This window comes from Streptomyces silvisoli (genome assembly GCF_029269905.1).
Classification (GTDB): Bacteria; Actinomycetota; Actinomycetes; order Streptomycetales; family Streptomycetaceae; genus Streptantibioticus_A; species Streptantibioticus_A silvisoli_A.
The window spans coordinates 64,663-77,609 of record NZ_JARJBC010000018.1 but is presented as its reverse complement, the minus strand read 5'-3'; the positions used below and the strand labels follow the sequence as shown (position 1 = coordinate 77,609).

At 71.7% G+C, this 12,947-nt stretch carries 10 protein-coding genes; 9 read left to right on the top strand and 1 reads right to left on the bottom strand.

Annotation, left to right across the window (positions count from 1 at the left end; all coding sequences use genetic code 11):
• Positions 1-87: 87 nt before the first annotated feature.
• The 6 genes from P3G67_RS25470 to P3G67_RS25445 all read left to right on the top strand — a co-directional run bounded on the left by P3G67_RS25470 (position 88) and on the right by P3G67_RS25445 (position 10,113).
• Complete coding sequence (locus P3G67_RS25470; protein ID WP_276095578.1) at positions 88-1,554, top strand: glycoside hydrolase family 47 protein; 1,467 nt, start codon at positions 88-90, stop codon at positions 1,552-1,554.
• 309 nt (positions 1,555-1,863) lie between these two features.
• Positions 1,864-3,867: a DUF5107 domain-containing protein gene (locus P3G67_RS25465; RefSeq protein ID WP_276095577.1), complete on the top strand. Its 2,004-nt coding sequence runs from the start codon at positions 1,864-1,866 to the stop codon at positions 3,865-3,867.
• A gap of 383 nt (positions 3,868-4,250) precedes the next feature.
• Positions 4,251-7,580 (top strand): lectin, encoded by a 3,330-nt coding sequence (locus tag P3G67_RS25460; RefSeq protein WP_276095576.1) that lies wholly within the window; start codon positions 4,251-4,253, stop codon positions 7,578-7,580.
• 198 nt (positions 7,581-7,778) lie between these two features.
• Positions 7,779-8,573: an SGNH/GDSL hydrolase family protein gene (locus P3G67_RS25455; protein WP_391858340.1), complete on the top strand. Its 795-nt coding sequence runs from the start codon at positions 7,779-7,781 to the stop codon at positions 8,571-8,573.
• A gap of 64 nt (positions 8,574-8,637) precedes the next feature.
• Positions 8,638-9,573, top strand: a complete 936-nt coding sequence (locus tag P3G67_RS25450; protein WP_276095575.1) for an NADP-dependent oxidoreductase — start codon at positions 8,638-8,640, stop codon at positions 9,571-9,573.
• A 123-nt stretch (positions 9,574-9,696) separates the two neighbouring features.
• Positions 9,697-10,113, top strand: a complete 417-nt coding sequence (locus P3G67_RS25445) for an SseB family protein (RefSeq protein WP_269858876.1) — start codon at positions 9,697-9,699, stop codon at positions 10,111-10,113.
• A 57-nt stretch (positions 10,114-10,170) separates the two neighbouring features.
• Here the strand turns inward: P3G67_RS25445 and P3G67_RS25440 are convergent, their stop codons facing one another.
• Entirely contained in the window at positions 10,171-10,545 is a 375-nt protein-coding gene (locus P3G67_RS25440) for a DUF2795 domain-containing protein (RefSeq protein ID WP_269858875.1), read from the bottom strand.
• A 176-nt stretch (positions 10,546-10,721) separates the two neighbouring features.
• Between P3G67_RS25440 and P3G67_RS25435 the strand changes: the two genes are divergently transcribed.
• From P3G67_RS25435 to P3G67_RS25425, 3 genes are all read left to right on the top strand, one after another.
• The gene (locus P3G67_RS25435) at positions 10,722-11,234 is read left to right on the top strand and encodes a F0F1 ATP synthase subunit B family protein (protein ID WP_276095574.1); all 513 of its coding nucleotides are present in this window, start codon (positions 10,722-10,724) and stop codon (positions 11,232-11,234) included.
• 176 nt (positions 11,235-11,410) lie between these two features.
• A complete protein-coding gene (locus P3G67_RS25430; RefSeq protein WP_269858873.1) occupies positions 11,411-11,650 on the top strand; it encodes a DUF6158 family protein in 240 nt (79 codons plus the stop codon).
• A gap of 42 nt (positions 11,651-11,692) precedes the next feature.
• Positions 11,693-12,877: an aminotransferase class I/II-fold pyridoxal phosphate-dependent enzyme gene (locus P3G67_RS25425; protein WP_276095573.1), complete on the top strand. Its 1,185-nt coding sequence runs from the start codon at positions 11,693-11,695 to the stop codon at positions 12,875-12,877.
• Positions 12,878-12,947 lie beyond the last annotated feature (70 nt).

The following is a 12,947-nucleotide window of genomic DNA, read 5'->3' as shown; positions in this document are numbered from 1 at the left end:
AAAGTGGCCGCAATCAGCTCACGCACCCGCACCGGTCGCGCGCATCCCCTTGGGCGGGCGCTGTCCCACGAGTAGTGTCCGTGGGCCATGCGACCCCTCTCCAGCGCATCCCAAGAGCCCGCCGCATGGCGCCCGTCACGCCGCACCCTGCTGGGCGCGGCCGCCACCGCACTCGCCGGTACCGCGCTAACCCCCCTGCCCGCCCTCGCCGCCGGGAGGTCCAGATCCATGACCGGCGACCCGGCCGCACTTCCCGGCGACGCCCACGTCACCCAGCAGGTCCACGCCGAGTTCCTGCACGGCTGGCACGGTTACACCTCGACCGCGTGGGGCTACGACGAAGTGCGCCCGGTCAGCGGGACCCACAACGACTTCTTCGCCGCAGGCAAGACCTTCGGACTGTCGATAGTCGAGGCGCTCGACACGCTGTTCCTGATGGGCGAGGACCGTGAACTCGCACGCTGCTGCGACTGGATCGAGCAGCACTTCGATCCGGCCCAGGACGCCGACGTCCATGTCTTCGAGGCCGTCATCCGCCTCGTCGGCGGCCTGCTCGCGGGCTACCTCGCCACCGGGCGGCACAAACTGCTCACGCTGTGCCGCGAGTTCACCGACCACCTGCTGCCCGCCTTCACCTCCTCGCCCACCGGCATCCCGTACACCCACGTCAACCTGCGCACCGGTGCGGTCAGCGGCCCCAACGTCCCGCTCGCCGAAGCGGGCACGAACAGCATGGAGTTCGGGCTGCTGTCCAAGCTCACCGGTGACTCGCGGTACTACGACGCGTCCCTGCGCGCGTACCGCGCGGTCATCGCCAAACGCAGTTCGCTCGACCTGCTCGGCACCTCGATCGACGCGGAGACCGGCCGCTGGACCGACCCCGGCTCCACCGCGCCCAACCCGCCGGTGGACTCCTTCTACGAGTACCTGTGGGGCGGTTACGCGCTGCTCGGCGATACCCGGCTGCGCGACTGGTACCGGACACTGACCCGCGCCATCCTGCGCCACCAGTCCGACACCAGCACCGGCCACCTGTGGTTCCGCCAGGTCGATCCGGCCACCGGCGCACAGACCGGCACCAGCCAGTCCGAACTGGCCTCCTTCTACGCGGGGTTGCTGGGCAAGGGCGGCGACCTACGGGACGGCGCGGCGTACTACCGCTCGTGGACGGCCGCCCTCGACCGGTATCCGGTGCTGCCCGAGGGGCTCGACTACCGCACGCTGGAGGCCACCGACAAGGGCAACCAACTGCGGCCCGAGTACCCCAACTCGTCCTTCGACCTGTGGCGGTTGACGCACGACGCTTTCTACAAGCGGACCGCGTACCGGTATTTCACCGCCATGCGGGACAATCTCCGGGTGCCGGGCGGCTACACGATCGCCACCGACGTGACGACGACACCAATGGGCCGAGGTGATCTGCTGCCCGCTTACTGGTTCGCGGAGAACTACAAGTACCTGTACCTGATGTTCTCCGGAACCCGGCGGTTCGATTACCGGAACGGCTACCTGTCCACGGAAGGAAAGGTTCTGCGGGGCCTGCGGCGCTCCTAGCCCCACCGCCGCGAGGCCGGTGTACGGCCGCCGGACCAGGCCGGGTCGCTCGGTGAACGCCGCACGGTGGCGGGCGACTCGGCCGTCCTGGCCGCGTCGGCGCATTAAGGATGCGGCACACATCCAAACGCGGGATCGGTAAAGATCGCTTCAATTACCGTCGGCCGCTCCCGCGGAATTACGTCAAGGTGTCGCCCAGTCCGCGAAAAGGTCTGGTGGCCCCGGACCTCACCGGGTTCGATGGGAAAACGCGGAGCTTCGCCCGCCAACCGGACCCGCGGCACCGCCACCAGTCAGAAAGGGGCAGCCTTGGCCACCACCGTGCGACGCACCAGCATCACCCTCCCCGCCGCCCACCTCGGCGAGGAGAACCCGCTGCCCGCTCTGCGCACCCCGGCCGACCCGCACCAGGTCCATGAGCGCGACCGGGCAGGGCTTCCGGCGGACATGGCGCGCCAGATCGGCTACGCGCCGCTGCGCTCCCTGCTGCCGGTGCGTCGACTCGACGGATACGACCGCCACCGCACGCCCACCGACCTCGACGCCATCGTCATCGAGAACGACCGTCTGCGGGCCACCGTGCTGCCCGGCCTCGGCGGACGTGTGTACTCCCTGGTGCACAAGTCCACCGGACGCGAACTCCTCTACCGCAACCCGGTGTTGCAGCCCGCGGACTTCGGGCTGGCAGGCGCCTGGTTCTCCGGCGGCATCGAATGGAACATCGGCGCGACCGGTCACACCACCTTGTGCTGCGCCCCGGTACACGCCGCGCGGGTGCCCGCGCCCGACGGGGGCGAGATGCTGCGGCTGTGGGAGTGGGAGCGGCTGCGCGACCTGCCGTTCCAGGTCGACCTGTGGCTGCCGGAGGACGCCGAGTTCCTGTTGGTCGGCGTCCGCATTCGCAACCCGCACCACCGGCCCGCGCCCGTGTACTGGTGGTCCAACACCGCGGTCACCGAGAGCCCGGACACCCGGGTCATCGTCCCCGCCGAGGAGGCCTGGCACTTCGGATACCAGCGGTCGCTGCGCCGCGTCCCCGTGCCGCGGTGGCAGGGCGCCGACCGCACGTACCCGGTGCGCGGCGAACGTCCCGCCGACTACTTCTACGAGGTGCCGGACTCCGCGCGCAAGTGGATCGCCGCGCTGGACGGCGAGGGGCACGGGCTCGTACAGACCTCCACGGACCAGTTGCGCGGACGCAAGCTGTTCCTGTGGGGAAACGGTCCCGCATCGCAGCGCTGGCAGCGCTGGCTCACCGAGCCCGGCACGGACGGGTACATCGAGATCCAAGCGGGGCTGGCCCGAACGCAGTTGGAGCACCTGCGCATGGAGCCGGTCAGTGAACTTTCCTGGCTGGAGGCCTACGGTCCGCTCTCGACGGATCCGGACGCGGCGCACGGCACGGACTGGACGGCGGCGCGCGACGCGGTGGCGCGCGGACTGGAGGCGGCGCTGCCGCGGTCGTACGTCGAGGAGGCGTACCGCGCCTGGCTGGCGAGCGCCGACACCGAGCCGAGGGAAATCCTCGCCGCGGGCTCCGGTTGGGGCGCGCTGGAAGTGCTGCACGGGCGGTTCAAGCTGCCCGGTACGCCGTTCGACGAGGCGACGTTGGGGGAGGAGCAGCGCCCCTGGGTGGAACTGCTGCACAACGGCCGCCTGCCAACGGGTTCGTTGGACGTGCCGCCCGGGCCGACGCTGGTCGCCGCGCACTGGCGGGAGCTGCTGGAGACGGCGCAGGCGGACGCCCTGGTCGAGTACCACCTCGGGGTGGCGCAGTGGCACGCCGGTGACCGGGCGCAGGCGGTGCGCAGTTGGGAGCGTTCGCTCAAGGCGGCGGAGTCGTGCTGGGTGGTGCGGTGCCTCGCCGTCGCGGACGCGGAGTCGGGGCATCCGAAACGGGCGGCGGAGCGGTATCTGCGCGCCTTCGCGCTGGCGGTGGAGTCGGGGCAGGGGGACACCGTGCTGGGCGCCCTCGCCCGGGAGGCGGTGCCCGCCCTGCTGGCGGCCGGGCGGGCCGAGGACGCGGAGACGATGCTCGGGGCGCTGGCGCCGGGGGTACGGCGGCGCGGGCGGTTCCGCTTGCTGGCGGCGCAGGTGTTGTTGGCGCTTGGGGACGTGAGCGGGGCGCGCGGTGTCTTCGACGCCGGGTTCGAGGTGGACGACCTGGCGGAGGGCGAGGAGACGCTGAGCGAGACGTGGTTCGCGGTGGCGGAACGGCTTGTCGCGGGTTCCGGCCCCGTCACGGAGACGGTGCGCAGCCGGGCCCGGGCCCAGCACCCGGTCCCGGACGCGTACGCCTTTCAGCCGGAGTAGGGGGACGGGCGCCAGGCGGCGGGGCGTGACCCCAGCCCACGCACCCGCACCGTATGGCGCACTGGCAATCGGGCGCGCGGGCCCGATTGCCGCCACCGGCCGGGAGCCGGCGAAGGGACGGGCGGGTTGGCGCCCCCCGTACCCCCAGCAGCCACAACTGCCCCCGCGACCCCGCCCGGCGTCACTCGAAAGGCTTAGCGCAAGCGCCTCCGCAGTGTTGACACCGCGTCAGTGGACCGTTTGACTTTTCCCCCGTACACGCTGGCAACGTTGTCACCCGTTCGGACGCGCCGTCCGGACGGCGTCATCGGTGGCGTCGCGCGAGCGGCGCCACCGCCCGCAGGTCCATCCGTGAAGTTCCAACCGCCCCGTGGAGGCACGTGATGGCAAGACCGCCGCGCGTGAGCGCGCCCGGATTCCGTAGACGTATCGCCGCCGTGGCCGTGCTGGCCCTGGCGGCGTTGCCAATCCAGACGCTGGGCGCCGGGCCCGCGTCCGCCGCCACCCTGGTGGAGGATCCCGCCTCGCTGGTGAACCCGCTCATCGGCACCTCGGGAAGCGTGGACACCTTCCCCGGCCCTGACGCGCCGTTCGGCATGCTCCAGTGGAGTCCGGACACCGCCCCGCACCGCCCGGACGGCGGCGGCTACGAGTACAAGGACGACAAGATCTCCGGCTTCAGTCTGACCCATCTGTCGGGTCCCGGCTGTCCGGGCGCCGGCGACGTGCCGATCCTGCCGGTCACCGGCGAGCTGTCCGGGAACCTCAGCGACACCTCCGCCAGCTTCCGGCACGAGGACGAGCAGACGGGGATCGGCTACTACGGGGTGACCGACGCCTCCGGCATCAAGACGGAACTGACCACCGCCACCCGGGCGGGCCTCGGCCGGTTCACCTTCCCCGGATCCGCGGACTCCCATCTGCTGCTGAAGCTCAGTGGCGGCGCCACACAGGTGGACGGCACCCGGGCCGAGGTCGTGGGTGACCACGAGGTCGTCGGCGCGGTGCAAAGCGGTCACTTCTGCGGTGCCAACAACACCTACACCCTGCACTTCGACATCAGGTTCGACCACCCGTTCACCAGCACCGGCACCTGGGTCGGCGACACCATCGACGAGAACGCCACCTCGCTGGAGCAGGGCCGTCCGCAGCAGACCTTCGGCCCGCACGACGCGACGAGCCCGGCCAGGGGACCGGACTTCACGGTGCACGGCAAGCCCTCGCCGTCGACGCACGGGCCCTCGACGCCCCGCAGGCGCGGCGCCGTCGGCCCGCCGGTGACCGGGGCCAACGGGATGTACCTGACGTTCGACACCAGTGCCGACCAGACGGTGAGGGCGGCCGTCGGCATCTCGTACACCAGCGACGACAACGCCCGTAGGAACCGGGTGGCGCAGGTCCACGGCTGGGACTTCGACGCGCTCCGGCAGGCCGACCACCAGGACTGGAACCGTGTGTTGAGCCGGGTGCGGGTCGGTGGCGGCAGCCATGACGATCAGGTGAAGTTCTACACCGCTCTGTACCACGCGCTGCTGCATCCCAATGTGTTCTCCGACGTCAACGGCGAGTACATGGGGATGGACAACCAGGTGCACCGCCTCGCCCGAGGCCAACTGGCCCAGTACGCCAACTACTCCGGCTGGGACATCTACCGTTCCCAGGCGCAGCTGATGGCCATGGTCGACCCCAGGGTCGAAAGCGATGTCGTCACCTCGATGCTCAACGGCTACGACCAGACAGGGCTGTTGCCCAAGTGGGCGCAGAACAACGGTGAGACGTATGTGATGGTCGGTGATCCGGCGGCGGGCATCATCGCCGGCGCTTACGCCTTCGGGGCGCGTGACTTCGACAGCCGGCACGCCCTGGACGCGCTGGTCCACGAGGCCACCAAGCCCAACAACAACCGTCCCGGTGAGGCGGTCAGGGACGCCAAGGGGTATCTGCCCATCGACGGCAAGGACTGGGGCTGCTGCAACTTCTACGGCCCGGTCTCCACCCAGCAGGAGTACGACATCGCGGACTACGCGGTCGCCTGGCTGGGCAGGTCACTGGGCCGCCAGGACCTGTACACCAGGTTCGCGACCCGGGCACAGGACTGGCAGAACGTGTTCAACCCGAGCAGCGGATATCTGCAGGCGAAGAAGGCGGACGGAGAGTTCGCCGCCGGTTTCACCCCCGCGACCTCCAACGGCTTCGTCGAGGGCACCTCGGCCCAGTACACGCCGATGGTGCCGTTCAACATCAGGGCGCTGGTCGCCGCCCGTGGCGGCAACGCCGCGTACAGCGCGTACCTGGACAGTCTGCTGGGCAACATCACGAACCCGTCCGGTACCAACGCCGACCTGAGCAACGAGCCCAGCATCGAGATCCCGTACGAGTACGACTACGTCGGCCAGCCGTGGAAGGCGCAGCAGGTGCTGCGGCAGGCGGAGCAGAAGCTCTGGTTCAACGCCCCGGTGGGCTCGTTCGGCAATGACGATCTGGGGGAGATGGCCTCCTGGTATGTCTGGACGGAGCTGGGCTTCTATCCGGAGACCGCAGGCACGGACATCCTCGCGCTGGGCAGCCCGGTCTTTCCGCGCGCCGAGCTGAGGCTGGGCAACGGAAACGCGGTACGGATCAACGCCCCGCAGGCGGCGCCTGACGCGCCGTACGTGCAGGCGCTGCGGGTCAACGGGCAGGACTGGCAGAAGGCCTGGCTGGGCTTCGGCGCGCTGAGCCGCGGTGCCGACCTGGACTACACCCTGGGCACCGCGCCCAACACCGGCTGGGCCTCGTCGCCCGCCGCGGCGCCGCCGTCCGACGCCACCGGGGAGCACGGGGTGCTGGCGGCGACCGGTCCCTCGGGCGCCGGGCTGGTGGTGCCGCCGGGCGAGAACGGCACCGGCACCCTGGACCTGGCGAACATCGGCGCGACCCCGATCACGGTGGCATGGTCGGCCACCGCGCCGTCCGGGGTGACCGTCGCCCCGGCGCACGGCTCGGTGACCGTCGCACCGGGCGGCAGAGCCGAGGAGCAGGTCAAGGTGACGGCGGACGACAAGGAGGGCGTGTATCCGGTGACGTTCGCGCTGTCCAACGCATCCGGCGGCTCGCTCGGTGAGGCCGTGCTACGGGCGGTGGTGGCACACCAGGACGAGGTCTGGCCGTACTTCACGGATGAGGGTGTGTATCCGGACGGTTCCAGCTACACCGGCGGGTTCGACGGTGACGGCGCGGCCTACTCGGAGAACGCCCTGGACGAGGCGGGAGTTCGCGGGGGTTCGGATGTCGGAGTGGACGGCGTCTCGTACATCTGGCCGGAGGTGGCCCCCGGCACCCTGGACAACATCACCATGGCGGGCCAGACCATTCCCACCGCCTCGCCCTCCGGTGCCGGGTCGTTGGGGTTGCTGGGCGCGGCGACCAACGCCCCGAAGGACGGTGCCAAGGGCCAGTTGACCGTCACCTACACCGACGGCAGTACGTCCAAGGCGACGGTCGGCTTCTCGGACTGGACGCTCAACGCCGGTGCCAGCAGCCCGATTCCGGGTGACACCACGGTGGTCAGTACGCCCTATCGGGACACCGGTGACGGGGGCAGGGACACGGTGAAGACCTATGTCTTCGCCACCAAGGTGCCGATCGATCCGGACAAGCGGGTGGCCTCGATCACCCTGCCGGTGACGGACAGCGGTTCGGCGCACATCTTCGCCATCGGCTACGGGAACTGAGCCGGTTCGGTCAACGGCCGTGAACAGCGGGGTACGTGGCGGTCGTGTGCACGACAAGTGAAAACTTGGCGATATCGGTTGAATCATGGCGCACGCCTCTGTACCGCCCGCCCCGTCTGCGCCTTACTGCTGGGTAGGGCTCGCGCTTACCCGCGAGTACCACCCCCACTCTTCCGCATCACCCCGTGGAGGAACCCCGTGCGCAGACCATCCCTGCTCGCTGCCGCCGTAAGCCTCGCCGCGGCCGCCGCCATGACCCTCGGCGGCGCCCCCTCCGCAACCGCCAGCGGGGGCAACTTCGTTGCCCTCGGCGACTCCTACTCCTCCGGAGTGGGCTCCACCGACAACTACCTCAACAGCTGTGACCAGAGCACCAACGCCTATCCGTACCTGTACCAGCAGGCCAACTCGCCCAGCTCGTTCAGCTTCGAGGCGTGCACCGGCGCCACCGCCGCCGACATCGAGAGCGGCCAGCTGTCCGCCCTCAACTCCGGTACCACCCTGGTCAGCCTCACCGACGGCGGCAACGACGTCGGATTCTCCAGCGTCATGGAGAGCTGCGTACTGGGCGGGGACAGCACCTGCACCAACGCGATCTCGTCCGCGCAGAGCAAGGCCAGGAGCCAACTCCCCGGAATCCTGGACACGTTGTACTCGGACATCCGCTCCGCCGCCCCCAACGCCCATGTCGTCGTGCTCGGCTATCCCGAGTTCTACGACCTGTCCCGCTCCAGCGGCTGCGTCGGGCTCGACAACACCAAGCGCACCGCCCTCGACAAGGCAGCCGACCTGCTGGACAGCGTCATCTCCACCGAGGCCGCCAAGTACAGCGGCTTCACCTTCGCCGACGTACGCGGCTACTTCGCCGGGCACGAACTGTGCGACGGCACGCAGTGGATGCACGCGGTGACCTGGCCGATCTCCGACTCGTACCACCCGACGGCGGACGGCCAGTCGGGCGGCTACCTGCCCGCCTTCCAGGCCGCGCTGTAACCTCCGCTCGGCCGAACGGGTGGCGGGGGGATTGCTCCCCTCGCCACCGCTCGTTTTCGCGATCATGAAGGCAATCGTGGTGCGGGCCTATGGCGGCCTGGAGAACCTGGAAATCGCCGAGGTACCGGAACGGAAGGTCGGACCCGATGACGTCCTCGTCCGGGTCAGGGCCGCCGGGGTCAACCCGGTGGACTGGAAGATCGGCAAGGGCTACCTCGACGCGATGCTGACCGTCTACTTCCCCTTCATCCCGGGCTGGGACCTGGCGGGCGTGGTGGAACGGGTCGGCCCCGGCGTCACCGAGTTCGCACCCGGCGACGAGGTGTACGGCTACGCGCGCATGGACTACGTACAGCACGGCACGTACGCGGAGCTGGCCTCGGTCCCGCTGCGCACCCTGGCCCGCAAGCCCGCCTCGCTCGACTGGGTGCGGGCGGCCGGGCTGCCGCTGGCCGGGCTCACCGCCTACCAGTCGCTGCGCGCGGTCGGCGGCCCCGGCGCGGGCCGGACCGTGCTGGTGCACGCCGCGGCGGGCGGGGTCGGCAGCCTGGCCACGCAGATCGCGGTGGCCGCCGGTGCCCGGGTCATCGGCACCGCCAGCGAGCGCAACCATGACTTCCTGCGCTCACTGGGCGCCGAGCCGGTCGTCTACGGCGACGGGCTCGCCGACCGGGTGCGGGCGCTGGCCCCCGACGGAGTGGACGCGGCCCTGGACTACGTGGGCGGTGACGCGGTCGCCGTGTCCAAGCAGGTCGTGGTGGACGGCGACGGCAGCCGGATCGCCTCGATCGTGGACGCCGAGGGCGTGGCCAGGGCGGGCGGGCACCTCGTCTGGGTGCGGCCGGACTCCGCCGACCTGGCCGCCCTCGGCGAACTCGCCGATCAGGGAACGCTGACCGTGCACATCGACCGGCAGCTGCCGCTCGCCGAGGCCGCCGAGGCCTGGCGCGCCAGTACCGAGGGGCGCACCCGCGGCAAGATCGTGCTGACCGTGTCCTGAACCCGGTGCCCCTCACGTGTTTCTTTGCCCTGCGGGGCGCATGTCCTGAGCCTCCTCGGGTACGCGGCAGGTTCGACGCCGGGCGCACCGGGCGGCCGGCGACCGTATCCGAGGAGCGCCGCGATGACCGAGCAGAACGAACCGAACTCGCCGCAAGCGCGGGACGCCGCGCAGCAGGCACTGCACCAGCTCGCCACCGACAGCAACGACGTGGTGGCGCTGGGCACGCTGGCCGCCAGCGAGGTGCTGGTGCCCGTTCCGGACAACGTCGAATCCCCCGACGGTGAGCCGGGCGGCCTCCAACTGCCGGTGTTCGAGCAGAGCGACGGATTGCGCCTGGTACCGGTCTTCACCTCAGAGGATCGGCTCACCCTCGCCCTGCCGCAGGTCCACAGCTACCGCACGGTGCGGTTGGCGCTGCTGGGGCAGGGCTGGCCCGCGGACGACCTCGCGCTCTCCATCGACGCGGGGTCACCCGACACCCTCACCGTCCAGGGCCGGGGTGTACGCGCTCTGGCCACCCTGACGGGCGGCGGCTGACCGCCGGCCGACCGGGTACGGGCGCCACCTCGCCGTGGGCGAGGTGGCGCCCGGCCGTCAGGCGGCGCGCCGGTGCAGCGCGTCCACCACTTCCTGCACGTTGTGGAAGGTGGTGTCGGCGGGCAGTGCCCGCGCCCGGTCGACAAGGGCGTCCGGGGCGTGCTGGGCGACCAGTTCACGGACCAGCGCGCTGCGCTTGGCCGGAAACTTCTTGCGCCCCAGGTGGCGTGCCAGCTCGAAGCGCAACGCGTCCTCCCCGCGCATACCGGTCGGTACGGGATGCGCGGCCACCGCCGGGTCGTCGTCGGCCAGGGGCTCGGGGTCGAACCACTCCGCCACCCGCGTCGCGTGCCCGGAGCGGATCAGCCCCTGCAACTCGTGCTTCATCTCGTCGTCACGGTAGACGCTGAGCCGGTCACTGCCTCGCTGCATGGTGTTCCTCCCGGTGTCGTCCTGTCTATCCGTCTTACCTCCCCCTGGCTACGTATGCGTGGTCGAGCGCCGGGGGCGGCCCACCCCAGGTCAGGGCGCGGCCGCGCGGGATCACGGTGCCGGTGGGCCGCCACCCCGTCGCGAACGGCCGCGTGGGGCTTCAATACCCTTACGCCATGGGACCGTTGAAGCCGGACACCACTGAGCTCGTCCTCGGGCTCGTCCTGTTCTTCGTCGTCTTCGGGATGTTCGGCCTGGTGCTCCTGCCGCGCATCGCGAAGGTCATCGCGCAGCGCGAGGAGTTGATCGACGGCGGGCTGGCGAAGGCCGAGGAACAGGCCGCCGAGGCCGAACGCACAGCCGCGGAAGGGCGCGAGATCATCGCCGAGGCGCGCCGTGAGGCGGCCCGCGAGCGGCAGGGCCGGATCGAGGAGGGCACCGCACTGCTCGCCCGGATCCGGGAGGAGGGCGTACGGCAGCGCGAGGAGACCGTGGCGGCCGGTCTGGCGAAGGTAGCCGCCGACCGGGCCCTCGCGGAGGCCGAGCTGCGGCACGACGTCCGGACGCTCGCCGTCCAGCTAGCCGGACGCGTCATCGGCGAACCGCTTGACGAGACGGCCCGCGACAGCGCGTTGGTGGAACGGTTCTTCGCGGAACTGGAACAGCGCGAGGCACCCGTGACCGACTAGCGGGCGCCGCGTACGTCGGCGCGGGGTCCGCCGGACAGGCGAGCGGGCGTGCGGGGGCCGGTGGCCGTTGCGATACTGGCCGCGTCAGGGCTGGCCGCGGTTCCCCACGGGGACGCGCTTCGCGTGGGCGACCGCCGTGGCGGGACCGGAAGGACCGAGCCGGGAAGGACGCGCCCATGGCCGACTACAACGGTGTGGCACCCGAGCGGCTGGACGACCGCCTGCTGATCAAGGAACTGGAGGCCATCCACCGCACCCGGCACGAGACGCTGCTGTACGGATCGTCGGACGCGCTGCGGACGCACAGCTCGCGGATGGCCGCGCTGGAGGGCGAGTACCTGCGGCGTCACCCGCAGCGCCGCCCGGCTCCCGGCCGTACCAGGGCAGGCGCCCGCGCCCGCGCCGCCTGCGTCTGAGCCCCGTCCCGTGGCCGCGACGCCCGCCGCATGGAGGTACGGATGCACCGCACGGCGGCTGGCTCCCCCCTCTCCCGCCCCGATCCCGGGCTCCCCGCGGCCCCCGAGCTGGCCGACCGGTTCGCCCAGGCCCGGGACGCGCCGCCGCAGCCGACCGGCGGCGATGTCGCCGTGCGCACCGCGGCCTGCGGCTACTGGGAGCGGCGTGGGCTGGCCACCGAGCCGGACCGGGTGCTGCTCGCGCCGGGGCCGGCGCCGCTGCTGCTCGCCCTGCTGGCGGCGGTCGGCGGTGATCTGGTGGTGCCCAGTCCCGCGACGGCCTGGTACGCCGCGCAGGCGAGGGTGCTCGGCCGCCGGGTCCATCCCGTCGCGACCCCGCCCGAGTGCGGTGGCCTACCGGACCCGGTGGCGCTGCTGGAGACCCTGCGCCGGGCCCGGGAGGGCGGAGCGCAGCCGCGGCTGCTGGTGGTCTCCGTCGCCGACGACCCCACCGGCACCGTCGCCCCGCCCGAGCTGCTGCACGAGGTGTGCGAGGCGGCGGCCGCCGCCTCGGTGCTGGTGGCCTGCGACGAGACGTACCGCGACGCGCTGCACGACCCGCACACCGTGCTGCTCAGCCCGGCCGAGTCGTTCCCCCGGCAGACCGTGGTGCTCACCGACCTGGCGGGCGCACTGCTGCCGCCCTCCTGGCCCGCGGCCGTCGCGCGGTTCCCGCATGGCGAGCCGGCGGGCGCTCTGCTCGGCCCGGTACGCGATCTGCTCGACGCGCAGCGGGCGGTACCGGCCGCCCCCGTCGCCCAGGCCGCCGCACTCGCCCTGGCCGAGCCCGCCGCGCTACGGGAGCGCACCGCCGCCGCCGTACGGCTGCACGCCGCCGTGGCCGCCGCCGCGCACCGCGCCGTCACCCGACTGGGCGCCCTCTGCCTGCCGCCACAGGCCGGGCACCAGCTCTACCCCGACTTCGGCCCGCTGCGCCCAGCCCTCGCCGAGCACGGCGTCACCGGCCCGGACGCGCTGGCCGAGCGGCTGCCGGGAGCCGTCGCGGGCCCCTGGTTCGGCGATGACCCGGCCGCGCTGCGGGTACGGATCACGACCTCGGTGCTGTACGGCGGCACGCCCGCCGAGCGGGAAGCCGCGCTGCACGCCGCGGAACCGCTGCGGGTGCCGCAGGTCGCCGAGGCGTTGGCGGCGCTCGGCACCGCCTTCCGCGAACTGACCGCCGCCTGAAACACCGTCAACGGGCGCCCCGCCCTCGGTCCCGTCCGGCAGCCGCAAGGTGCCCCCACCGATTGGAGCG